This window comes from Roseovarius tolerans (assembly GCF_900109855.1).
GTDB lineage: Bacteria > Pseudomonadota > Alphaproteobacteria > Rhodobacterales > Rhodobacteraceae > Roseovarius > Roseovarius tolerans.
Map to the genome: position 1 here is coordinate 45,090 of NZ_FOBO01000009.1, position 21,862 is coordinate 66,951.

Below are 21,862 nucleotides of genomic sequence, written 5' to 3' on the forward strand. Positions count from 1 at the left end.
TTATTCTCCGAAAGTCGAGAGATAGGCGGCGATGGCCGCGATATCCTCGTCGGATCTGAGCCCGGCAAAGGCCATGCGTGTCCCCTTCATGAAGCCGCGCGGATCAGCCAGAAACGCGGCGAGGCTTTCATTGTCCCAGACCAGCCCGTCACCGGCCATGCCTTCGAGGGCCGAGGAATACTTGAACCCGTCCACGGCACCGGCGGCACGCCCCACCACACCGTTGAGCTGCGGGCCTACGCGATTCTTGGCACCCTCGCCCACCTGGTGGCAAGCCTTACATTTGCGAAACACCTTTTCGCCGGCGGCGACAAGTTCCGGATCGGGGCCGACTGCGGGCTCCGGTGAAGTCTCGGTGGCGGCCGCCTCGACCGGCTCTGCCTCGGCGGCGGGCGCTGCGGCCTCGGTCTCGGTGCCTTCCTCGTCGGGGGTCACGTCGAGAACGGCGGCGCGCATCGTGATCTCGACGCTGTCCTTGCAGTTCTCCATGCACGGCTCGCCATGCCAGATCGCGTATTCCGTCTCGGCCCGGTCATCGACGATGAAGCCGTCGGCATTGGGCATCTCGAACTCGGCGAAGTTTTCGTGGCTCAGGACGAAGTCGTCCTCCACGAGGTTGTTGGAGTAGAGGATATAGGCGGTGATCGCGTAGACATCGTCGGGCGTCAGGCTCTGTGCGTTGCCGAAGGGCATCGAGCGGTTGACGTAATCCCACACCGTCGACAGGTGCGGCCAATACGATCCCACGGTCTTGAGCGGGTCCTTGCGGTCGAGCGTGCCCTGCCCGCCCGCCAGCTTTGGCCAGTTGCCGATACCCTCGGCGAAATCACCGTGGCAGACGGCGCAATGTTCGGCAAAGACCTCGTCGCCGGTCCACACATCGCCCGACCCTTCCGGCAGACCGCGCCCGTCGGGCATGATCTTGACGTCCCAGGCGGCGATCTCTTCGGGCAGCGCCTCGCGCCCCAGCCCGTATTCGCCCGACCAGACAGCAGTGGCGGTGGCGCTGACGGCAATGCCTGCGACCAGCGTGAACTTAAGAAACTTCGACATTCTCTGCCTCCCCGTTGGGCCGCACCCACCATGTCTGAATACAGTTGTTGTGATAGATCGAGTTTTCGCCGCGCACCTCGCGCAGCTGCGCCTTGGTGGGCTGGATATAGCCGGTGTCATCCATCGCGCGGCTTTGCAGCAGCATTTCCTCGCCGTCCCATGTGGTGTCGAGATAGAACCGGGTGAGCGCCTTGGCCTCGCCTTCCTTGGCGAGGCGCGCGATCTCCCACGTCTTGCCGCCATCCTTTGAGACATCAACGCGGGTGATCGCGCCGTGGCCCGACCATGCAAGCCCGGTGATCACCAGCGGCCCCTTGCCATGGGTGATCGGCGATTGCGGGCTGGGCGAGGTGACGACCGATTTCGCGTCCATCACCCAGGTCCATTTGCGGCTGGTGCCGTCGGCCAGCGTGTCGGTGTATTTGCTGGTCTCTTCGCGGCTTTCAACCGGGCCGTCCGTCACTTCGATACGGCGGATCCACTTGACCCACATGTTGCCTTCCCAGCCCGGCACGACGAGGCGGACAGGATAGCCATGCTCCTTGCGCAGCGCCTCGCCATTGGCCTTGAAGGCCACCAGACAATCGCCAAGCGCCTTGCCCATCGGGATCGAGCGGCCGTTGGAGGACGCATCGGCCCCCTCGACATAGACCCACTTGTCCTTGAGATCGCCCGCCACGTCGAGCCCGGCCTCTTCGATCAGGGTGCGCAGCGGCACGCCGGTATATTCCATGTTATGGATCATGCCATGGGTGAACTGCGCGCCGTTGAGTTGCGCCCCCGCCCATTCCATGCCCGTATTGGCCGCGCATTCGCAGAAATAGACATGGTTCTCACGCGGGAAGCGTTCGAGATCGGCATAGGTGAAGACCAGCGGCTTATCCACCAGCCCGTTGATCATCAGCCGGTAATCTTCCTTCTTGAGGTCGATCGCACCGGAATGGTGCCGCTCGAAGGCGCAGCCCTGTGGCGTGATCGTGCCGTCAAGCGCGTGGATCGGCGTGAAATTGATCGAGGAAATCGTGTCAGCGGTCAGCCATTCGACATTGCGGCGGACCACGTCCGATTCGTATTCGATGGGCAAGCCGTAGGGCGAGGCATCGACCCCATCGCCAAGGCCGGTGGCCCAGGGCTGCACATCCGTGATCAACGGATCAGGCGTGCCCGCTTGTGCCGCGCCCGCCGTGACGGCCCCGGCTGCAGCGGCCACGCTGCCGCGCAGGAACGCGCGCCGCGAGGTGGATTTTCCCTTGAAAAGCTCAGACATCTCGAATGCCTCCTCTCGACTGGATCTCATGCGCCAATCACCTTGACGCTGTCATTGGGTGCGACACGCACGGTGCCCTGCTTGGCGATATGGTTCTCGACCACGTCCCAGATCTGCGGGCCCTCGGTGCCCTCGTTGACCGATGCCCAACCGGCGACCACGTAATTCTTCTCGGGATCAATCGCCTCGCCGGTCTTGAGCAGCGTCATGTCGCTGATCCGGCTGCCCTGCGGCTGGTTGATGTCGATCCGGTAGCCCATGCCCCCGATACGCACCATGTCACCGCCCTGCTGGTAATAGGGGTCCGGGTTGAAGATGTTGTCGGCCACGTCCTCGAGAATGACCTTGATGAACTCGCCGGTCATCTCGGAGCGATAGGCCTTGCCATAGGTCATCGACGTGACGTTGAAGATATCCTCGCGGGTGATGTCCTGCCCGGGGATGAGGCTCGGCCCCCAGCGCACGCCGGGCGACATGGCGATATCCGCCTCGCGCTCTTCGATCAGCGCGTCGCAAATGAGATCATCCCACGAGCCGTTGAAGTTGCCGCGCCGGTACAGCAGGCTCTCGGTCTGGCCGATCACCTCTTCAAGCTCGGACTTGAACGGCGCGCGCTGCTCATCAATGAGCGCGGCCACCTCCTTGTCCGGCTCGATCACATCGCTGAAAATCGGGATCAGCTTGTGGCGAAAGCCCATCATCCGGCCATCGCGCACATCCAGATCGACGCGGCTGACGAATTTGCCGTTGCTGCCCGACGCGATGAGGATCGTCTCGCCCACCAGAACAGGCTCGGGCAGCGCGTCGTGGGTGTGGCCCGTCAGGATGACGTCGATGCCCGAAACGATGCCCGCCATCTTCTTGTCCACGTCAAAGCCGTTATGGCTCAGCACGACCACGAGGTCCGCCCCCTGCCCCCGCACTTCATCGACCATCGCCTGCATGTTCTCGTCGCGGATACCGAAAGAGTATTCGGGGAACATCCAGCCCGGATTGGCAATCGGCATATATGGGAAGGCCTGACCGATCACGGCGATTTTGGCACCGCCGCGTTCAAAGAACTGGTAGGGCGGGAAAAGCTCTGCGGGCTCGTCCCACTCGGCGTCGAAAATGTTCTGGCCGAGGGCGGCAAAAGGCAGGCCCTCGACGATCTCGTGAACCCGGTCAGAGCCGAGCGTGAATTCCCAGTGAAAAGTCATCGCGTCGGGCTTGAGCGCGTTCATCACGTTAACCATGTCCTGACCTTCGGTCTTGTAGCAGGTGTAAGAGCCGTGCCAGGTGTCGCCGCCATCGAGCAGGATCGCATCGGGGCGGTCGGCGCGGATCGCGTTGATCACGGTCGCCATGCGGTCCAGCCCGCCGACCTTGCCATAGCCCTGCGCCAGCGCGCTGAAATCGCCCGAGGACAGCGCGTAATGCGACGGGCTGCCATCGTCGATGCCGTATAGCTTGCGGAAATCCGCGCCGGTGACATGCGGCACGGCACCCTTGTTGTCGCCCACGCCGATATTGATCGACGGTTCGCGGAAATAGATCGGCTTGAGCTGCGCGTGAATGTCGGTGATGTGGATTAGGCTCACATTGCCGAACGTGTCGAACTGCAAGAGCTGGTCCTGCGTCAGCGCCTGTTGCGCCGCCAGTTTGGCCCAGTTGCCGAAGGACGACGCCCCAAGGATGGCCGAAGCCGCCATGCTCGTTTGAAGAAAATCGCGACGCGAGATCATGTCTGACCTTTCCACTACCGCAGGGATCACATGCGGAATTTTGAATGTTTTTAGTCAAGAAAAACCCCGCCCGGCCCATGGCCAAGCGGGGGTCTTCACTCAGTTGCGGACCGACGGCCCTTCGACCGACAGACCATTGCCGCGGCTCGCGACATAAAGCTCCAGCGCCACGAATTCGGGGCTGCCGGGGCTGAACGTCTCGGCGCGGGTGTCGCGCACGCAGCCCTTGAAGCGGGCATGCACCGAGTTGAGCTTGGTGTTTTTCAGCCTGTAGACCGGAAAGCCGTTGATCTGGCCCTGGCTCAGGTGGTCGGCGCGGATCATGCGGCCGTAATTGTCCTCGTGACAATTGGCGCAGCTCAGCTCCAACTGGCCGGTGCGGGTATAGTAGAGTTCCTTGCCCGCCTCCCAGGTCTCGGCCACGGGACCATCGGTCGCCACGTTGATCGGCATGCCGCGCGACACCGACGAGATCAGCGCCAGCATGCTGGTCATATCGGTGCCGGTGTATTTCAGCGGCTCGGCCTTCATGTTCTCGGTGCGGCAGGCATTCACCTGCATCTCCAGCGTGCGAACCTCGCCCGCGTCCTCGTTCCACTTGGGATAGACCGCGCGCACGCCCTTCATGCTCTCTCCGGCATCGCCATGGCAGCTTGCACAGGACTTGCCCGCCTCACCCTCGACCGTGTCCCAGGCATCCATCGCCTGCTCGACAAAGATCATGCCGGGATTGTCGAAATCGTCGGCCTGCATGGCGCGGGTCTCGGTGCCGCGGAAATGCCAGCCCGAGATCACCTCGGGCAGCGCGCCCTCGACCGCTGCCGGGGCGTCGGTCCAGGTGGTGAGTTCGGTCTCTTCGTTGATGATCAGCGTATCCTCGACGGGTTCGGCCCATGCCGCCCCCGCCGTGATTGCACTCGCTCCCAGAAGCGCTGTTATCAGTGCTGTTTTTTTCATTGTCGTCCCTCCCTGACGGTGATGCCTCAATCAGCCCAGCGCGATGTTCTTGGTCTCTTCGTAGACTGAGCCATCGTCGTCGTACCAGGTGAACTTCATGTCACCGGCGTCAGGAATGACGGCCTCGAACTCGAAATACGGATTGGTCGAGATCGCGGGCTCCATGGTCACGTCGACCACCATCTCACCGTTGAATTCGCAGGTGAAGCGGTTGATGATCGAACGCGGGATGGTGTTGCCATCGGCGTCCTTGCGCTGACCGGATTCCATCGGGTGGCTGATCAGGGTCTTGATCGTGACCGTCTCGCCGGCACGTGCCTTGCGCGGCGCTTTCACGCGGGGTTTCACATTGTCTGCCATTGTCGGATTCTCCTAAATTCCTGCCTCAGCCGCCGCAGCCGCCGATGGTGACCTTGACGTTGCTCGATGCCTTGACGAAAGAGCCGTCCTTCATCTTGGCGATCGCGACCACGTCCTGCGTGCCAGCGAGGCGGATGCGGGTCGAGGCGCTGTGCGAACCGGCCAGCGGGCCGAACTTGAACTCGGCCACGCCGGGCGTCGGGTTGCCCATCGCCAACACGAGGATCGCCTCGGCGCCGGGTGCGTCGACCTCGATCGGCACGGTGTTGCCGTTCTCGGCAATCTCGGGCGCGGTCAGGGTCAGACCCTCGCTGCCCATATCCGCCCCACCGGTGAATGCGGCGATGGCGTCCTCGCCTGCGGCGCTCGCGCGCATCGGCAGTCCAAAGGCCACCAAAGCGCCCGCGCCCATCACCATCACGCCACGTCTCGTCATTGTCATTGTGCTGAACTCCTGTTCAAAGCCGACCCGGTGCAGGGGCGGCGGTCAGTATTTGAGGGTGGCGAGATAGGCCACCACGTCCTCGATCTGCTGCGCGGTGAGAAGCGGGCCGAAACTGTCATCCGCCGCCTCGCCGGTATAGGCGTTGCCGGGACGGGTGAAGCCATCCACGCGGTAGAAGGACGGCATCATCGAGTCCGGGAACATCATCTTGGCATTGGCCACGATTCCGCGCAACTCCGCCTCGCTCCAGCGCTCTCCCGCGCCGTCGAGCATCGGGCCGATCTCACCATGAAACGGAATGTCGCTCATGTCGGAATTGGCGTGGCAGGCCACGCAATTGCCGAGCGATTTGTTGCCCACCACCTCGCGGCCACGGGCAGGATCACCGGGCGCTCCGGTCAGCGATACGGTGACGGCACCATCCTCGAAGGGAACCTCACCCGGGGCAATCTCGGCAGCTGCGGCACCTGTTGCGGCACCGATCAGCGCGATCGTCATCAGTGTTCGTTTCATGCGTCCTCCCTAACACATTCACATTTTTGTATATCATAGGACACAATGACGAGATCGCACAACAATAAATTCTGATTTTTGAATTTAATGTAGTCCGGCACACGCCTTATCCCGTCTCAGTTTGCGGCGCGTTCCTGAATGCGCCTTGCGTGATAACGCTGGAAATCTTCATCCGTATCAAGCGCATACCGCTTTTCGTTCACCCATGTCAGCATATCGAGCGTTGTCCCCGCCTCGAACGCGCCGGGCATCAGCGCCACCGCTGCCTGCGCCGCCGTCTGGCCCTCGGGCACCTCTTCAGGCAGGAACAGAATCGACGGCGTGAAAAGCAGACCCCATTTGCGGGTCGCGGCCTTCTCGCTCAGTGATTCCCCATCGAAATCGGTCACCTCGATGTCGCCATGCAGGTTAAGCTGCACGACAAAGAAATTCTCGCGGATATAGTCGGCGATCTCGGGCCGTGGGAATACGTGCTCATGCATCCGCGTGCAGTAGATGCAGCCGCGTTGCTCGACCATGATCATCAGCCGCTTGCCCTCGGCATTCGCCTCGTCAAGATCCTCGCGCAGGTCCTTGAACGTGTCGCGCATCCAGTCGGTCTTGTGCAGCCCGTCATCGCCCACCTCGGCGGCGGCAACCGGCAGCGCCAGCAGACAGGCCGCCAGCAGGCTCAGAAAACGTGTCATGATCTCCTCCTCTCCTAGATATTTTGAAACGCCGGGAACGTCTCCAGCATCCATTGCGCGATGTGGTTGACGCTGTCGGTGGCAATCAGCGCGGCAAACACGATCAGCAGCAGCCCCATCGCCTTTTCCACCTTGGGCAGGTGGCGGCGGAATTTCGACGCGAACCGCAGGAACGGCCCGATGAAAAGCGACGCCACCATGAACGGCGTGGTCATCGCAAAGCCAAAGACCAGCAGCAGCCCCAGTCCCTCCATCGCCGTGGATTCGGTGCTCGCGGTAAAGACGACAGCGGTCAGCACGCCGCCGACGCAGGGCGTCCACCCGGCGGCAAAGGCAAAGCCCACAACGTAAGCTCCCAAAACCGACATGTTCTTGGTATCGCCCGCCTCCATCTGGAAAACGCGGTTGAGAAAGCCGATGCGCAGCACGCCCAGAAAATGCAGCCCGAGGATCAACACTACCAGCGCGGCGAAAAGGCGAAACTCGGTCTGAAACCCGCGAAACGCCTGGCTGAGCCCGAAGGCCGCAGCCCCCAACAGCACGAACACCGTGATGATTCCCGCCGAGAACATCACCGACGCGGCAAAGGCGCGGCGCCGCACGCCGGGGGCCAGCCGCCCCTCGGCGCTGATTTCCGACATCGAGGCTCCGGCCATGTAGCTGAGATAGAACGGCACGATCGGCAGCACGCAGGGTGAGAAAAAGACGATCAGCCCGCCGATGAACGCGCTGAGCAGGGAGACATCGAACATTACGCAGCCTTACATGGGTTGATCCGGAAACACATTCAAACTATTATATGTTTTATTGCCTCCGTCAATCGGAACCAAAGAATGCGTATACTCGCCGCCGTTCTGGTCAGCCTCGGGCTGACGCTTGGCCTCACCGGCCCGCTTCGGGCGGCAGAGTTGATCATGGTTGAGCAACACGGCTGTCACTGGTGCGAACAGTGGAACGCCGAGATCGCCCCGGCCTACCCCAACACCGAGGAAGGCGCGCGCGCGCCGCTGCGCCGCGTGCTGATCAGTGATCTGCCCGAGGATGTGGAGTTCACCTCGCGCCCGGTCTTCACCCCCACTTTCGTGCTGGTCCACGAAGGGCATGAGCTGGGCCGGATGGAGGGCTATGCCGGCGACGAGTTTTTCTGGTTCCTGCTGGCGCAGTTGCTCAACGCGCATCCCGACGCCACGGCGCTGCGGTAACCGGCCATGCTGCGCAAAGCCCCTCCGCCGAACATGGACATCACATCAGAGAGCCTCGACACGATGCTGGGCCATGCCCATGACGCCGCCGAGTTTCTGAAGGCGATCAGCCACGAGGGGCGGTTGATGATCCTGTGCCACCTCGCCACCGGCGAAAAGACCGTGACCGAGCTTGAAGAGCTGCTCTCGGCGCGGCAGGCGGCGGTCTCGCAACAGCTCTCGCGGCTGCGGACAGAGCAGCTTGTCACACCCAGACGTGAAGGCAAGGCGATCTATTACCGTTTGACAGACCGCCGCGCGATCACGATGCTCGAAGTGGTCTACGATCTCTTTTGCAAGCAGCCTTGACGGAGGAGCCGGGGCCTTGCCAGCGACACATGGAGGAGACACATGCCCGGCGGCATTCCGGAACCTTTGCTGATTGCGCTGTTCGGGTTCGGCGGTGGGCTGATCCTTGGCCTCGCGGCGCGCTTGGGGCGGTTCTGCACCCTTGGTGCGATCGAGGATTATCTCTATCAGCACAGCGACACGCGCCTGCGGATGTGGGGGCTGGCGATTGGCGTGGCGGGGCTGTCGGCCTTTGCCGCCGTGGCGCTCGGCGGGTTCGATATCGCGATGAACGCCTATTGGATCACGCCCTGGTCGCCGTTTGCGTCCATTTTGGGCGGGCTGCTCTTCGGGTATGGCATGTCGCTGGCCGGGAATTGCGGCTTTGGCGCGCTGGCGCGATTCGGCGGCGGTGATCTGCGGTCTTTCGTGATCGTGCTGGTGATGGGAATTGCCGCCTATGCGATGATGTCGGGCCCGCTGGCGCGGCTGCGGATCATGGCGACCGAGGCCACCACGCCGGCGCTCGACACGCAAAGCTATGCCCAGATCGTCGAGCGCCTGACCGGGGTGCCGATGATCTGGGCGGGGCTGCTCATTTCGGGCGGTATCGCACTTCTGGCGCTTGGCTCGCGCGGGTTCCTGCGCGATCGCCGGTCAATGCTCTGGGGTGCGCTGGTGGGGCTTGCCATCACCTCGGGTTGGGTCGGCACGTCATGGGTGGCGACGCATGGCTTCATGCTGCAACCGGTCCAGAGCCACACGTTTTCCGCACCGCTTGGCGAATCCATCCTGTTCCTGATGACCGCCAGTGGCGGCGGGCTCAGCTTTGGCGTGGCCTCGGTCTTCGGCGTGCTGGCGGGCGCGTTCTGTGGCAGTCTGATCAAGGGGCATTTCCGGTGGGAGGCCTGCGAGGACCCGCGCGAACTCAAGCGGCAGATCCTCGGCGCGGTCTGCATGGGCTTCGGCGCGGTGCTGGCCTTCGGTTGCACGGTGGGTCAAGGCATCTCGGCGTTTTCGGTGCTGTCGCTCAGCGCGCCGGTGACGTTTGCGGCGATCTTCGCGGGCGCGGCGCTCGGGTTGCGGCAACTGATCACGGGTTTTGCCTGAAGGGGACCAAGCGGGGCGCGGCATCGATTTTGGCCTGGAGCTGGCGTTCGACTAAGCCTCGCCATTGCCAGGCCGCGGATTGGCGATCCTACGCTCTCTCAGCGCGCTTTATGTCTGCCAAATCCGAAAAACTCTAATCGGCGCGCTCACTTGGACAAATCGCCAGTCCGTGGGGGCGGCCTGGCGATGGCGCGGCGGCCTTCGGCCTTGTTCCGCGCCGGGTCTGCTGCGCAAAGGTGCGCTTCAGACCCAAATCCACCAAACCAGCACCACACCGTATCCGTCTCACCCCTTCTGACCGATCTTCGGTTCGGTCCCTGCGTTGATCCGCGCGATGTTGTCGCGGTGTCGCCAGAAGATCAGCCCCGTCAGCAGCACCGCCAGCACCAAGGCCTCGCCATAGCCCATCAGCAGCACCCAGATCACCGACGAGGCAGCCGCCACCAGCGCGCCCATCGACGAGATCCGCGATAGCTTGGCCGCCGCCAGCCAGGTCACGCAACAGGCGATCCCTACCGGCCAAGCCAGCGCCAGCATGAGGCCGAGGAATGTCGCCACCCCCTTGCCGCCGCGAAACCCCAGCCAGACAGGGTAGCAATGGCCGACAAATGCCATGAGCGCGGCAAGCTGCACCGCGTCGCTCCCCGCATAGGCCCGCGCCAGCAGTACCGCGACCGCGCCCTTGCCGCCATCGAGCAACAGTGTCAGCGCCGCCGCCGTCTTGTTGCCGGTGCGCAGCACATTGGTCGCGCCGATATTGCCAGAGCCGATGTCACGCAGGTTTCCCAACCCCATCAGGCGCGCCAGAACCATGCCGAAGGGGATCGAGCCAAGACCGTAGCCGATCGCGGCCCAGAGCAGAAGCACGCTCAAATCGCTGTCAAAGGGGGGCATCACTCGGCCTCGTATACGCGGGTTCCGGCAACATAGGTCGCGGTGACCCTACCCTGTAGCCGCGCCCCGTCAAAGGGGGTGTTCTTGGATTTCGAGTTCAGCGCGAACCGATCCAGCACGAAGGGCTTGCCCGGATCAAAGAGCACAAGATCAGCCGGTGCGCCCTTGGTCAGCCGACCACAGGACAGCCCCAGCCGTTTCGCGGGGTTGAGCGACATCGCCCGCCAGAGCGTCGGCAGATCGAGCGCCTCGGCATGATAAAGCCTGAGTGCGGCGGGCAACAACGTCTCGAGCGCCACCGCCCCGCTCGCCGCCGCCTCGAAGGGCAGGCGCTTGCTTTCCTCGTCCTGCGGGGTGTGCATCGAGGAAATGATGTCAATCAGCCCCTCGCGCAGCGCCTCGATCACCTCCTGCCGGTCCTCCTCGGAGCGCAGCGGCGGCTTGACCTTGAAGAAGGTGCGGTAGTCCGACACGTCAAGCTCGTTCAGCGTCAGGTGGTGGATCGAGGTGCCTGCGGTGATATCCAGCCCGTTGCGCTTGGCCCGTTTCAGGGCGGGAAGCGCGCGCGCCGTGGTGATCTGATCGGCGTGATAGCGCGCGCCGGTCATCTCCAACAGCGCGATGTCCCGGTCGAGCCCCATCCGCTCGGCCATCGGCGAGACCGCAGGCAGGCCGCGCAGACTGGCGAACTTTCCGGAGGTCGCGGACGCCCCCGCGCTCAGCCCCGGATCTTGTGGGTGCCCGATCACCAATGCGCCTAGGCTGCGCGCATAGCTCAACGCGCGGCTCAGCACCTTGGTGTCGCGCACCACGTGGTCGCAATCGGTAAACGCTACGGCACCTGCGTCCATCAGAAAGCCGATCTCGACCATCTCACGCCCCTCGCGCCCCTTGGTCAGCGCGGCCATAGGCAGGACATTCACCGGGGCCGCCTCATTGGCGCGGCGCTCCACGAATTCGAGCACCTCTGGCGTGTCGATGGCAGGCAGCGTGTCGGGCCGGGTGGCCATGGTGGTGACGCCCCCCGCCGCCGCCGCGAGACCGGCGGAGCGATAGCTTTCCTTGTGCCGCTCGCCCGGCTCGCAGACCTTGACCCCGATATCGACGATACCGGGCGCGAGACACTGCCCGGCGCAATCAATCACAGTCTCGGCCTGCGGCCCCTCATCCCCGGTGCCGCGCGCGGCGATCACGCCCTTTTGGATCAACAGCCAGCCAAGCGTATCCGTCCCCGCCTCGGGGTCGATCAGGCGGGCATTGGTGAAAACGTTTGTAGTCATTCAATCATCCTCACGAACATCACGCCTGTCTAACCGTGTCACATGCGGATGAAATACCTCGCGCATGCGAACAGCATTCCGAACCAGCCATTCATGCTGACGCGGCCATTCCGCTTCATTCGCGATATCTGCTTTCAGGAGATGGCAAATCCGGGCGTCTTGCTTTTCCGGCAAACCTTGCCACTCGAGAGCCGAGCCGAAAGCGGTATCCAGTTCCGGTTTTCGTGCTTCAAGTGCCGCGAAATCCTGCTTGGCCCACTTTCCTGCCAGATAGATCTCGACCCGCACCCAGTTTTCTCGCGTGTTCATCGCCATATTCAAACCAACGCCCGTCTTACCGATTCCATGTGACAGCCAGGACTGCGCAGGTGCGGATACCGGGCGCATCGGCCCGCCATTCTGCGCTAATAGCGCTTGCACGCCGTTCCAGTAGCGTTGCTGCAAGGCGCGCGTGGGGGTCAGGGTATCTTCGACGGTTCTTTTCGCAGCGGCAGTGTTCCGTGACCAGTCGTTCGGCTTGCTAACGACGTTGAACTTGGGCGCGGCCGGGCTGTCGCCGATGCGCCAGAGCTCCACCTCCAGCGCAAAGAACCGCACTTCGGTATCAGTGATCTCGTTGAGCCAGTCCATGGCCGCCCGGTGCTCATCAGCCACCCGCGCCGCGATCCAGACAATCGTAACCGCATCCAGCCCTGCCGCGTAGGTCATCAACTGTCCCAGGTGCGTGTGATCGGTCCGCTCAAGTTGGTTTTCCACCAGAACCCAGCGGTCCGAGAGCGTGTTCTTGCACAGGATATCGGCGCGAAACGGCCCGACATTCTGCTCGACCGCCTCTAGCTCAAGGTCGATCTCGAGGGTTTCCCCCAAGAGCGCGAGATTGTCTTCACGCGCGAGCCACGGTGTGAAGTCCTGCGCCTCCGATTGCCAAATGTCGCGCAATTCAACCCTGTTCAGTCTGCCCAGTTCACTCATCCCGCCACCCATACCATTACGACCGTGAGCGCAACGATTACCAGCAGCGCCAGCATGGCGATCTTGCCGGATATGCGCGGATCTTTTGGTTCCTGCATCGCTCAGCCCTCCTTCAGACCGGCGGCGGCGCGAAGGCGGGCCTCGACGCCCGTACGGTCGGCCTGATACTTGATCAGGTGCTTGTCCCCGGCGGCGGTGATCACTTGCACAGCACTACCCAGCCCGCGCACCGTCTTGATCTCGGCCAGCCGCACCGCGCGCGTCTGCGGGCCAAGGAGACGATGATCTGTCAGGTCCCACCGCGCCTTGAGCTCGTCCGAGGCCACGTAACCCGCCCGCACGGCGATGGCGGCCAGCCCGCCGACCGCCCCGGTCCAGGCATGCGGATTGCCGACGGCCCAGAGCACGGCCATGCCCAACGCCATGGCCCCCGCCGCCAGCCACGCATGATCGCGCCAATAGGTCGCGCGGTCGGGATGAAAGCTGTGCAGCACCTTCTCGCCCTCGGCCAGGGCCGTGGTCGGCGTCATGGAATGAATGAGCCCCTCGCTCATGATCCACCCATCAGCACGAGCACCAGCACGGCTACCGCGATCAGCAACGCGACCAGCGCCAGCGCCGCCCGGCGCATGCCGCGCGGGGTCTCGCTTGGCGCGCCCGTGCCCGCCACCGTGCCATGCGCGCCGCCCGCCGGAAGCGGGTCGAAACTGACCGGGGTCACGTCTTCCTCGAACCGGCCCACGAGACGCAGAGCGCCGCCCACGCGCATCTTCATTGCCTGCCCCTGAAAGGCCCGCGAGGGCAGGATCAGCACGCGGCCTTTCAGCTCATCGAGCTGCCCGCGCATATCCTTGAGGTCAGCCTCGGCGATGCCGTGTCCCTCGGTCAGATAGGCCGACAGCGACATGTCCTGAAGGTCGGTCAGGTCGAACAGCTCGATCTCCTCTGAGCGCAGCTTGCCCTCGGTGCCCAGAGCCTCCAGCACTGCGGCATCCTCCAAAGGCGCACCCGCCTCCTCGACCACGGAGAAGACCCGCACCACATGCGCCTCCTGCGCGGGGATATCGAGCACCGTGCTCATGCCGCGCGCCGCGCCCGCAGGCCCTGCGCCAGAAGGTCCATCGCCGCCATACGCACCGCGACGCCCATCTCGACCTGATCCTGAATGACCGAGCGGTTGATGTCGTCGGCAATCTCGCCGTCGATCTCGACGCCCCTGTTCATCGGGCCGGGATGCATCACGATGGCATCCTCCTTGGCATAGGCCAGCTTCTCGGCATCGAGCCCGAAACGGTGGTAATATTCACGCTCGGACGGGATGAACCCACCATCCATCCGCTCTCGCTGAAGCCGTAGCATCATCACCACGTCAACGCCTTCAAGGCCTGCGCGCATGTCGTCAAAGACCTCGACCCCGAACGCCTCGATCCCGGTGGGCATCAGCGTTGGCGGGCCAATGAGGCGCACGCGGTTTTCCATCTTGCCCAGAAGGATGATGTTCGAGCGCGCCACGCGGCTATGCGCGATATCCCCGCAGATCGCGATGCTCAGCCGGTGCAACCGTCCCTTGGCACGGCGGATCGTCAGCGCATCCAGGAGCGCCTGCGTGGGATGCTCGTGCCGCCCGTCGCCCGCGTTCAAGACCGCGCAACGCACCTTTTGCGCCAGAAGGTCCACCGCGCCCGATTGCGGATGCCGCACCACCAGCAGATCGGGATGCATTGCGTTGAGCGTCATCGCCGTGTCGATCAGCGTCTCGCCCTTCTTAATGGAACTGGCCTGCATCGCCATGTTCATCACATCCGCGCCCAGCCGCTTGCCCGCCAGCTCGAAACTGGCCTGCGTGCGGGTGGAGTTTTCGAAAAACATGTTGATCTGCGTGAGACCCACCAGCGCGTCGGCATGCTTGGCATCGCTGCGGTTGAGCGTGACGTACTCTTCGGCCAGATCAAGGATCGCGGTGATATCCCCTTGCGACAGCGGCTCGATCCCCAAGAGATGCGCGTGCGGAAATGTCATGCTGTCCTCCGACCGGTTTCTTGCCTTGTAAGACCCCGGCCCGTTCGGGGCAAGGCGGGGATTGACGGCACAGTGCCGCTTCACCTTTCCAGACATACTCGAAATTCGCAGCGTGGGAACCGCAACGATCATCGCCCCTTTTCCACCGCGCCTGCGCGGGATAGCCTCACGCGCATGGAATCGCCCCTGAACCCCGAGACAGCCCTTGCCAGCCTTGCCTGGCAAATCGAGCTTGGCGCGACCGAAGCGATCGGCGATGCGCCGGTCAATCGTTATGAGCTGCCCGAGAAATCTGCGAAACCTGCCGCCAAGCCGGACACCGCAACGGCCACGCCCGAGAGCCCCGCGGCAAAGGCCGAGGCCGACCCGTTGACGGCGGCGACAGCCGCCGCAGCGGTCGCTCCCACACTCGACGCGCTGCGCGCGGCACTTGCCGCCTATCCGCATTGCGATCTGCGGCGCGGCGCGCGCAATCTGGTGTTCTGCGACGGCCACCCCGCCGCACGACTGATGATCATCGGCGAGGCGCCGGGCCGCGACGAGGATATCCAGGGCAAGCCCTTCGTGGGACGTGCCGGGCAGTTGCTCGACCGGATGTTCGACGCCATTGGCCTGTCGCGCGGGGCCGAGACGCCCGAGGCTGCGCTTTATATCTCCAATATCCTGCCATGGCGGCCGCCGCAGAACCGCGACCCGAATGCCGACGAGATCGCCATGATGCGCCCGTTCATGGCCCGCCATGTGGAACTGGCCAATCCCGAGATGATCGTGCTGATGGGAAATATCAGCTGCGAGGCGGGGCTGGGCAAGCGCGGCATCACGCGGCTGCGCGGACAATGGACCGAAGCCTATGGCAAACCCGCCCTGCCGATGTTCCACCCGGCCTACCTGCTGCGCACCCCTTCGGCCAAGCGCGAGGCCTGGGCCGATCTTCTGGCGCTCAAGGCGCGGCTTGCGGGGCGGGCATGATCGTCGACCCGCTGACCCTGCTAGCGTTTATTCCCGCCGCCCTCGCACTCAACCTGACGCCGGGGGCGGACATGATGTTCTGCCTCGGGCTCGGGTTGCGGGCAGGCCCGCGCCCCGCCATCGCCGCGAGCGCGGGCATCTCGGCGGGCGGTATCGTGCATGTCACGCTGGCGGGGCTGGGCCTTGCCGCCCTGATCGCCGCCCTGCCACTGGCGCTCGACGTGATCCGCTGGCTTGGCGTGGGCTACCTGCTGTGGCTGGCATGGGGCGCGCTGCGTCAGGGGCCGATGCGCCCCAACGCGCCACATCTCGGCGCCGCCCGCGCCTTTCGCGAGGGCATGCTGGTGAACCTGCTGAATCCCAAGGTGATCCTGTTCGTGCTGGCCTTCGTGCCGCAATTTATCGACCCCGCCCGCGCCATCCTGCCGCAATTCCTGATCTACGGCCTCGTGCTGGCTGTGGGCGGGTTTTTCATCAACGGCGCGGTCGGCGTCTTTGCAGGCGGTGTCGGCCGCCGCCTTGCCACCTCGGCGCGGTTCAATCGCGGGCTGGGCTATGCCTCGGCCGCGATCTTCACGGCACTCGCCGCCCGTCTCGCCCTCATGTCCCGGAGTTAACCAATCATGTCCCGCATTGACGACACCAAGGATTTCATCCCCGTCCGGATCGCCGTTCTCACCGTGTCGGACACCCGCGACATGGCCGATGACCGCTCAGGCGACACGCTGGTCAAGCGGCTTGAGGCGGCGGGCCATATCCTTGCCGACCGGATGATCGTGCGCGACGAGCGCGACCAGATCGCCGATCAGCTGCGCGAATGGGTGGCAAGCCCGGAGGTGGACGTGGTGATCTCGACCGGCGGCACCGGCCTTACCGGTCGCGACGTTACGGTCGAGGCGCATCGCGATGTCTACGAGAAAGAAATCGACGCGTTCGGCACGGTTTTCACCATGGTCTCGATGCAGAAAATCGGCACCTCGGCGATCCAGAGCCGCGCCACGGGCGGCGTCGCGGGCGGAACATATCTCTTTGCCCTGCCCGGTAGCCCCGGTGCCTGCAAGGACGCGTGGGACGAGATCCTGAGCTTTCAACTGGACTACCGCCACCGCCCCTGCAACTTTGTCGAGATAATGCCACGGCTCGACGAGCATCAGCGCCGGAAATGAGTGCGCCCTGCGTATAACCCTCCCGTGACTTGGCATTTGGCCCTGCGCGGTTAAATGTAGTCCATCCGCCAGCCAGTCGGGCCGGTTATTTGAGAGTGGCATGCCATGCGGTTTCTGCGTCAGGGGCTTTTCGGTCTCTTCCTTCTGTCACTGACCCTGGGTCTGCTGGCCTATGCCGGTCAGATCGTGGTCAGCGCCGTACAGGAGCGCATGGCCCAGGAGCCGCGCGCGCCCGAGCGCCGCGAGCGCGTCTTTGCCGTGCGCACGGTGACCGCCGAAGAGGCCCGGATCGCCCCCGTCCTCACCGCCTTTGGCCAGATCGAGAGCCGCCGCACGCTGGAAATCCGCGCGCAGGTGACCGGCATCCTCACCGAGCTTTCGCCGGATTTCGTCGAGGGCGGCACGGTGCAGACCGGGCAGTTCCTGGCTCGGATCGACCCTGCCGATTCCGAGACCGCCGTCAGCCGCGCGCGCACCGATCTTGACGACGCCCGCGCCGAAGAGCGCGAGGCGGCGCGCGCGCTCGACCTCGCAAAGGACGAGCTGGCCGCGCGACGCGAGCAGGCCGAAATTCAGGACCGGGCGCTGGCCCGTCAACGCGACCTTGAGGATCGCGGCGTCGGCACCCTGACGGCGGTGGAAACCGCCGAATACAACGTCGTGCAGGCGCGGCAGGCGGTGCTCGCCAGCCGTCAGGCGCTGGCCCTCGCGGAGGCGCGCGTCGATCAGGCCAAGACCTCCGCCGCCCGCGCCGAACTGACCCTCTCGGAGGCCGAGCGGCGTCTGGCGGAAACCCGCATCACTGCCGGGTTTTCCGGCACGCTCAGCGATGTGACCGTGATCGAGGGGCGGCTGGTGACGGCCAATGAACAGATGGCCACGCTGGTCGATGGCACGGCGCTCGAGGTGGCGTTCCGCGTCTCCACCTCGCAATATGCCCGGCTGTTGGGTCAGGACGGCACGCTTCTGCCTGCGCCCGTGACCGTGACGCTGGATACCGGCGGGCTCGACCTGACCTCGACCGGCCAGATCACCCGGCAATCCGCGAGCCTCGCCGAGGGCGAAAGCGGCCGCATGCTCTTTGCCACGCTCAGCGAGGCCCCGGCGATGAAACCCGGTGATTTCGTCGCCGTCACGGTCGAGGAGCCGCCGCTCGACGCAGTGATCCGCCTGCCCGCCACCGCGCTCGGGCCGGATGGCACGGTGCTGGCGCTTGGGGCAGATGAGCGGCTTGAGAGCCTGCCCGTCACCCTGCTGCGCCGTCAGGGCAATGATATCCTCGTGCGCGGCGCGGAGCTATCGGGCCGCGAGGTGGTCAGCGAACGCAGCCCGGTCCTTGGCCCCGGCATCAAGGTGCGCCGCCTGAGCCCCGAGGCGAATGCCGGGGCGACGCTGAGCCTCAGCCCCGACCGCCGCGCACGGCTGCGCGCCTATGTCGAAGGCGACCGTGCCATGCCAGAGCCGATGCGCGCCCGCCTGCTGGCAGAGCTTGAGCGCCCGGAGGTGCCCGCGCAGACCGTCGAACGGCTCGAACGCCGGATGGGGGGCTGAGGCCGATGCGCGGCGTCATCTCATGGTTCACCCGGCACCGCACGGCAGCCAACCTGCTATTGGTGCTGCTGATCGCGCTTGGCCTGATGGCAATGCCGCGGATGCGCGCGCAGTTCTTTCCCGACATCATCATCGACAACGTTTCCGTCTCGGTCACCTGGGACGGGGCCAGCGCCGAGGATGTCGATAACGCCATCGTCCAGATCATCGAACCCGCCCTGCTGGCGGTCGAAGGCGTCGAAAGCTCGCGCGCATCGAGCCGCGAGAACAGCGCCTCGGTCACGCTGGAGTTCGAGCCCGACTGGGACATGGGCCGCGCCGCCGACGAGGTGCAGGCCGCACTTGACCAGATCACCACCCTGCCCGACGAGGCCGACGAGCCGGTGGTGCGGCGCGGCGCATGGCGCGACAGCGTCACGGACGTGGTGATCACCGGCCCCGTCGGCACCGAGCAACTGGCGCGGATCGCCGACGAATTCGTCACCCGCCTATTCGATGCGGGCGTCACCCGGACCACGATCGAAGGTGTCGCCGCGCCTGAAACGGTGGTCGAGGTGCCCGGTGCCAACCTGATCGCGCATCGCATCACGATGGAAGAGATCGCAAGCGCCATCGCCGCCGAGATCACCAGCGACCCGGCGGGCGACATGGAGGGCGCGAATACCCGCGTGCGCACCGGCACGGCAAAACGCAGCCCCGCCGAGATCGCCGACATCCCGCTTCGGATGGAGCGCGACGGCACCGCCCTCACCATCGGCGACGTGGCACATATCCGGGTGGCCGGGACGGCGCGCGACGTGGCCTATTTCGTGGGCGACCGGCCTGCCATCTCGGTCAGCGTGGCCCGCTCGGCCAAGGGCGACGCGCTCGATATCGAGGCGCAGGTGCGCGAGGTGGCGGGCACCATGCTGCAAACCCTGCCCGAGGGCGTCTCGATCGACCTTATCCGCACCCGGTCCGAGGCCATATCAGGCCGTCTCGACATGCTGCTCGACAATGCGCTGACGGGCCTCGCGCTCGTGGTCGGGCTGCTCTTTCTCTTTCTCAACGCGCGCACTGCCTTCTGGGTGGCGGCGGGCATTCCGGTGGCGATGCTGGCGGCGGTGGCGATCATGTATGCCGCCGGGCTGACGCTCAACATGATCTCGCTCTTCGCGATCATCATCACCCTCGGAATCGTGGTGGATGACGCCATCGTGGTGGGCGAGCATGCAGACGCGCGCCACCGCCGCTATGGCGAGCCGCCGATGGTCGCCGCCGAACGCGCCGCCGGGCGCATGGCGTTGCCGGTCTTTTCGGCCACGCTGACCACGCTCATTGCCTTTTTCGGGCTTGCGGTGATCGGCGGGCGGTTCGGCGACCTGATCTATGACATTCCCTTCACCGTGATTGCCGTGCTGGCGGCGAGCCTTGTGGAATGCTTTCTGATCCTGCCCAATCACATGGCCCACGCGCTTGCGCATTCGGCCAAGTCGCATTGGTACGACCTGCCCAGCCGGGTGGTGAACCGGGGCTTTAGATGGGTGCGTGAGCGGGGTTTTCGCCCGGCTTTGGGCCTGCTGATCCGGGCGCGCTACGCGGTGCTTGCGGGTGCAGTGCTGCTGCTGGCCACGCAGATCGGCAGCTTTTTGCAGGGCGATGTGACGTGGCGGTTCTTCAACGCCCCCGAACGTGGCAGCGTGTCGGGCAATTTCGCCATGGCGCCGGGGGCCAGCCGCGCCGACACGCTGGCGCAGATGCGCGAGATGCAGCGCGCGACCGAGGCGCTTGGTGCGGAATATGAGGAGCGCTACGGGGCCAATCCGCTCAGCTACGTGATCGCCCAGGCGGGCGGCACCTCGGGGCGCGGTCTGTCGGGCGCGGACACCAAGGATGCAGACCTTCTGGGCGGCATTTCCATAGAGCTCATTGATCCGGACCTGCGCCCCTATTCCAGCTTTGCATTCGTCGCTGACCTTCAGGAAAAGGTCACGCAACTGCCGCTCACCGAAACGCTCAGCTTTCGCGGCAGCCGTTCGGGGCCGGGCGGTGATGCGCTCGACGTGGAACTGCACGGAGCCACGGCAGAGGATCTCAAGACTGCCGCCGAAGCCCTCAAATCCGCGCTCGCGCGCTATCCCGAGGTCTCGGCGCTCGAAGACAACCTCGCCTATGACAAGTCCGAACTGATCCTCGATCTCACCCCGCAGGGTTCGGCCATGGGCTTTTCCATCGACGACCTGGGCCGCATCCTGCGCCACCGCGTGAACGGGATCGAGGCCGCGACCTATCCCGACGGGCCGCGCTCAGCCGAGGTGCGGGTCGAACTGCCCCGGGGCGAGTTGACCGCCGATTTCCTCGACACGATCCAATTGCGTGCGCCCTCGGGCCAATATGTGCCGCTCGCCGATGTGGTCAGCGTCACCGAGCGCACCGGCTTTGCCACCGTGCGCCGCGAGAACGGGCTGCGCCTGATCAACGTGACCGGCGATATCTCCGAGGACGACCCGGCGCGCGCCGCCGAGATCAGCCGCGCCTTGGAGGCCGAAATTCTGCCCGAGATCGCCGCCACCCATCAGGTCGAATACCGCCTCGCGGGGCTGTCTGAGCAAGAGGACGAGTTCATGGCCGACGCCCGCATGGGGCTGATCATGACGCTTCTGGGCATTTACCTCGTGCTGTCGCTGGTCTTTGCCAGCTGGACCCGGCCGATGGTGGTGATGGCGATCATCCCCTTCGGCCTTGTCGGCACGATCTGGGGCCATGCGCAATGGGATGTGCCGCTGTCAATGTTCACCGTGGTGGGCCTGTTGGGCATGACCGGGATCATCATCAACGATTCCATCGTTCTGGTGACCTCGATCGACGAGCATGCCGAGACACGCGGGCTGATCCCCGCCATCATCGAGGGCACCTGCGACCGGTTGCGACCGGTGCTGCTGACGACGCTGACCACCGTTCTGGGGCTCGCGCCGCTGCTCTTTGAGCGCTCCACGCAGGCGCAATTCCTCAAGCCCACGGTGATCACGCTGGTTTACGGCCTGGGCTTTGGCATGCTCTTGGTGCTGCTGGTGGTGCCTGCCCTGCTGGCCATCGGGCGCGACCTTGCGCAACCCGTCACCACCCTGCGCCGGGGCCTGCGGGTGCGCCGCGCGGGGCTGCGCACGACGCTTGGCACGGCGGCGGTGATGATCCTCGGCTGGTTCGCGGTGACACTGGGCTGGACGCTGGCCACGGGCACCCTGCCCGGCCCCGTCGCCGCACTCCTGCCGCTGGCCCCGTTGATGGCCGCACTGGCGCTGTTCGTGACCGGCGCGGCGGTGCTTCTGATGCTGGTTTATGTGACAGCGGCCCTTGCCCGCCGTCCCGCCTGATCGCCCTTGCGCAA

General features: G+C 64.8%; 23 protein-coding genes. 8 read left to right on the forward strand and 15 right to left on the reverse strand.

The features are described 5' to 3' along the window. The 9 genes from BMX04_RS10385 to BMX04_RS10425 form a co-directional block, all read right to left on the reverse strand. Entirely contained in the window at positions 1–1,053 is a 1,053-nt protein-coding gene (locus tag BMX04_RS10385; protein ID WP_074786205.1) for a c-type cytochrome, read from the reverse strand. Beyond that, positions 1,037–2,320, reverse strand: a complete 1,284-nt coding sequence (soxC, locus tag BMX04_RS10390; protein WP_074786206.1) for a sulfite dehydrogenase — start codon at positions 2,318–2,320, stop codon at positions 1,037–1,039. Before soxC ends, BMX04_RS10385 begins: the two co-directional genes overlap by 17 nt. A 26-nt stretch (positions 2,321–2,346) precedes the next feature. Then, positions 2,347–4,044, reverse strand: a complete 1,698-nt coding sequence (soxB, locus tag BMX04_RS10395; protein ID WP_074786208.1) for a thiosulfohydrolase SoxB — start codon at positions 4,042–4,044, stop codon at positions 2,347–2,349. A 99-nt stretch (positions 4,045–4,143) separates the two neighbouring features. Beyond that, entirely contained in the window at positions 4,144–5,001 is an 858-nt protein-coding gene (soxA, locus tag BMX04_RS10400; RefSeq protein ID WP_074786210.1) for a sulfur oxidation c-type cytochrome SoxA, read from the reverse strand. A 30-nt stretch (positions 5,002–5,031) separates the two neighbouring features. Next, positions 5,032–5,361: a thiosulfate oxidation carrier complex protein SoxZ gene (soxZ, locus tag BMX04_RS10405; protein ID WP_074786212.1), complete on the reverse strand. Its 330-nt coding sequence runs from the start codon at positions 5,359–5,361 to the stop codon at positions 5,032–5,034. Between the two features lie 25 nt (positions 5,362–5,386). Further along, positions 5,387–5,803, reverse strand: coding sequence for a thiosulfate oxidation carrier protein SoxY (gene soxY / locus BMX04_RS10410; RefSeq protein ID WP_074786214.1), 417 nt, complete (start codon positions 5,801–5,803; stop codon positions 5,387–5,389). 45 nt (positions 5,804–5,848) lie between these two features. Further along, a complete protein-coding gene (soxX, locus tag BMX04_RS10415) occupies positions 5,849–6,319 on the reverse strand; it encodes a sulfur oxidation c-type cytochrome SoxX (protein ID WP_050662629.1) in 471 nt (156 codons plus the stop codon). A gap of 116 nt (positions 6,320–6,435) precedes the next feature. Next, a complete protein-coding gene (locus BMX04_RS10420) occupies positions 6,436–7,005 on the reverse strand; it encodes a thioredoxin family protein (protein ID WP_074786216.1) in 570 nt (189 codons plus the stop codon). A 14-nt stretch (positions 7,006–7,019) separates the two neighbouring features. Beyond that, complete coding sequence (locus BMX04_RS10425; RefSeq protein WP_074786218.1) at positions 7,020–7,757, reverse strand: cytochrome c biogenesis CcdA family protein; 738 nt, start codon at positions 7,755–7,757, stop codon at positions 7,020–7,022. Between the two features lie 81 nt (positions 7,758–7,838). On the opposite strand from BMX04_RS10425, the gene BMX04_RS10430 reads away from it, so the two are divergent. Genes BMX04_RS10430 through BMX04_RS10440 form a run of 3 tightly spaced genes read left to right on the forward strand, consistent with a single transcriptional unit; the run spans position 7,839 to position 9,644 of the window. Then, on the forward strand, positions 7,839–8,207 hold the full coding sequence (locus BMX04_RS10430) for a thioredoxin domain-containing protein (protein WP_074786220.1): 369 nt from the start codon (positions 7,839–7,841) through the stop codon (positions 8,205–8,207). Between the two features lie 33 nt (positions 8,208–8,240). Continuing rightward, positions 8,241–8,555: an ArsR/SmtB family transcription factor gene (locus tag BMX04_RS10435; protein WP_083398160.1), complete on the forward strand. Its 315-nt coding sequence runs from the start codon at positions 8,241–8,243 to the stop codon at positions 8,553–8,555. Positions 8,556–8,597: 42 nt separating this feature from the next. Further along, entirely contained in the window at positions 8,598–9,644 is a 1,047-nt protein-coding gene (locus tag BMX04_RS10440; RefSeq protein WP_074786224.1) for a YeeE/YedE family protein, read from the forward strand. Between the two features lie 285 nt (positions 9,645–9,929). Here the strand turns inward: BMX04_RS10440 and plsY are convergent, their stop codons facing one another. The 6 genes from plsY to BMX04_RS10470 all read right to left on the reverse strand — a co-directional run bounded on the left by plsY (position 9,930) and on the right by BMX04_RS10470 (position 14,809). Continuing rightward, on the reverse strand, positions 9,930–10,538 hold the full coding sequence (gene plsY, locus BMX04_RS10445; RefSeq protein WP_074786226.1) for a glycerol-3-phosphate 1-O-acyltransferase PlsY: 609 nt from the start codon (positions 10,536–10,538) through the stop codon (positions 9,930–9,932). Continuing rightward, positions 10,538–11,818, reverse strand: coding sequence for a dihydroorotase (gene pyrC / locus BMX04_RS10450; RefSeq protein WP_074786228.1), 1,281 nt, complete (start codon positions 11,816–11,818; stop codon positions 10,538–10,540). Before pyrC ends, plsY begins: the two co-directional genes overlap by 1 nt. After that, complete coding sequence (locus tag BMX04_RS10455) at positions 11,819–12,790, reverse strand: DUF4268 domain-containing protein (RefSeq protein WP_074786230.1); 972 nt, start codon at positions 12,788–12,790, stop codon at positions 11,819–11,821. A 101-nt stretch (positions 12,791–12,891) separates the two neighbouring features. Next, entirely contained in the window at positions 12,892–13,344 is a 453-nt protein-coding gene (locus BMX04_RS10460; RefSeq protein ID WP_083398161.1) for a hypothetical protein, read from the reverse strand. After that, positions 13,341–13,871, reverse strand: coding sequence for a hypothetical protein (locus BMX04_RS10465; RefSeq protein ID WP_074786232.1), 531 nt, complete (start codon positions 13,869–13,871; stop codon positions 13,341–13,343). The genes BMX04_RS10460 and BMX04_RS10465 overlap by 4 nt, the downstream gene beginning before the upstream one ends. Next, a complete protein-coding gene (locus tag BMX04_RS10470; RefSeq protein ID WP_074786234.1) occupies positions 13,868–14,809 on the reverse strand; it encodes an aspartate carbamoyltransferase catalytic subunit in 942 nt (313 codons plus the stop codon). The genes BMX04_RS10465 and BMX04_RS10470 overlap by 4 nt, the downstream gene beginning before the upstream one ends. 174 nt (positions 14,810–14,983) lie before the next feature. On the opposite strand from BMX04_RS10470, the gene BMX04_RS10475 reads away from it, so the two are divergent. From BMX04_RS10475 to BMX04_RS10495, 5 genes are all read left to right on the forward strand, one after another. After that, positions 14,984–15,778 (forward strand): uracil-DNA glycosylase, encoded by a 795-nt coding sequence (locus BMX04_RS10475; RefSeq protein ID WP_074786236.1) that lies wholly within the window; start codon positions 14,984–14,986, stop codon positions 15,776–15,778. Further along, positions 15,775–16,395, forward strand: a complete 621-nt coding sequence (locus BMX04_RS10480) for a LysE family translocator (protein ID WP_074786238.1) — start codon at positions 15,775–15,777, stop codon at positions 16,393–16,395. The genes BMX04_RS10475 and BMX04_RS10480 overlap by 4 nt, the downstream gene beginning before the upstream one ends. 6 nt (positions 16,396–16,401) lie before the next feature. Beyond that, positions 16,402–16,944 carry a molybdenum cofactor biosynthesis protein B gene (moaB, locus tag BMX04_RS10485; RefSeq protein ID WP_074786240.1) on the forward strand — a complete coding sequence of 181 codons (543 nt, stop codon included), beginning with the start codon at positions 16,402–16,404 and terminating at the stop codon, positions 16,942–16,944. A 105-nt stretch (positions 16,945–17,049) separates the two neighbouring features. After that, the gene (locus BMX04_RS10490) at positions 17,050–18,495 is read left to right on the forward strand and encodes an efflux RND transporter periplasmic adaptor subunit (RefSeq protein ID WP_074786242.1); all 1,446 of its coding nucleotides are present in this window, start codon (positions 17,050–17,052) and stop codon (positions 18,493–18,495) included. 5 nt (positions 18,496–18,500) lie between these two features. Continuing rightward, the gene (locus BMX04_RS10495; RefSeq protein WP_074786244.1) at positions 18,501–21,848 is read left to right on the forward strand and encodes an efflux RND transporter permease subunit; all 3,348 of its coding nucleotides are present in this window, start codon (positions 18,501–18,503) and stop codon (positions 21,846–21,848) included. Positions 21,849–21,862 lie beyond the last annotated feature (14 nt).

Excerpts from the sequence above, each read along its gene's own strand:
- BMX04_RS10480 (WP_074786238.1), top strand. The coding sequence starts at position 15,775 with ATGATCGTCGACCCGCTGACCCTGCTAGCGTTTATTCCCGCCGCCCTC.
- BMX04_RS10430 (WP_074786220.1), top strand. The coding sequence starts at position 7,839 with ATGCGTATACTCGCCGCCGTTCTGGTCAGCCTCGGGCTGACGCTTGGC.
- BMX04_RS10455 (WP_074786230.1), bottom strand. The coding sequence starts at position 12,790 with ATGAGTGAACTGGGCAGACTGAACAGGGTTGAATTGCGCGACATTTGG.
- BMX04_RS10475 (WP_074786236.1), top strand. The coding sequence starts at position 14,984 with ATGGAATCGCCCCTGAACCCCGAGACAGCCCTTGCCAGCCTTGCCTGG.
- BMX04_RS10465 (WP_074786232.1), bottom strand. The coding sequence starts at position 13,871 with ATGAGCACGGTGCTCGATATCCCCGCGCAGGAGGCGCATGTGGTGCGG.
- BMX04_RS10495 (WP_074786244.1), top strand. The coding sequence starts at position 18,501 with ATGCGCGGCGTCATCTCATGGTTCACCCGGCACCGCACGGCAGCCAAC.
- moaB (WP_074786240.1), top strand. The coding sequence starts at position 16,402 with ATGTCCCGCATTGACGACACCAAGGATTTCATCCCCGTCCGGATCGCC.
- soxA (WP_074786210.1), bottom strand. The coding sequence starts at position 5,001 with ATGAAAAAAACAGCACTGATAACAGCGCTTCTGGGAGCGAGTGCAATC.
- soxX (WP_050662629.1), bottom strand. The coding sequence starts at position 6,319 with ATGAAACGAACACTGATGACGATCGCGCTGATCGGTGCCGCAACAGGT.
- BMX04_RS10425 (WP_074786218.1), bottom strand. The coding sequence starts at position 7,757 with ATGTTCGATGTCTCCCTGCTCAGCGCGTTCATCGGCGGGCTGATCGTC.
- BMX04_RS10470 (WP_074786234.1), bottom strand. The coding sequence starts at position 14,809 with ATGACATTTCCGCACGCGCATCTCTTGGGGATCGAGCCGCTGTCGCAA.
- BMX04_RS10460 (WP_083398161.1), bottom strand. The coding sequence starts at position 13,344 with ATGAGCGAGGGGCTCATTCATTCCATGACGCCGACCACGGCCCTGGCC.
- pyrC (WP_074786228.1), bottom strand. The coding sequence starts at position 11,818 with ATGACTACAAACGTTTTCACCAATGCCCGCCTGATCGACCCCGAGGCG.
- soxY (WP_074786214.1), bottom strand. The coding sequence starts at position 5,803 with ATGACAATGACGAGACGTGGCGTGATGGTGATGGGCGCGGGCGCTTTG.
- BMX04_RS10440 (WP_074786224.1), top strand. The coding sequence starts at position 8,598 with ATGCCCGGCGGCATTCCGGAACCTTTGCTGATTGCGCTGTTCGGGTTC.
- soxB (WP_074786208.1), bottom strand. The coding sequence starts at position 4,044 with ATGATCTCGCGTCGCGATTTTCTTCAAACGAGCATGGCGGCTTCGGCC.
- soxC (WP_074786206.1), bottom strand. The coding sequence starts at position 2,320 with ATGTCTGAGCTTTTCAAGGGAAAATCCACCTCGCGGCGCGCGTTCCTG.
- BMX04_RS10490 (WP_074786242.1), top strand. The coding sequence starts at position 17,050 with ATGCGGTTTCTGCGTCAGGGGCTTTTCGGTCTCTTCCTTCTGTCACTG.
- BMX04_RS10420 (WP_074786216.1), bottom strand. The coding sequence starts at position 7,005 with ATGACACGTTTTCTGAGCCTGCTGGCGGCCTGTCTGCTGGCGCTGCCG.
- BMX04_RS10385 (WP_074786205.1), bottom strand. The coding sequence starts at position 1,053 with ATGTCGAAGTTTCTTAAGTTCACGCTGGTCGCAGGCATTGCCGTCAGC.
- BMX04_RS10435 (WP_083398160.1), top strand. The coding sequence starts at position 8,241 with ATGGACATCACATCAGAGAGCCTCGACACGATGCTGGGCCATGCCCAT.
- soxZ (WP_074786212.1), bottom strand. The coding sequence starts at position 5,361 with ATGGCAGACAATGTGAAACCCCGCGTGAAAGCGCCGCGCAAGGCACGT.
- plsY (WP_074786226.1), bottom strand. The coding sequence starts at position 10,538 with ATGCCCCCCTTTGACAGCGATTTGAGCGTGCTTCTGCTCTGGGCCGCG.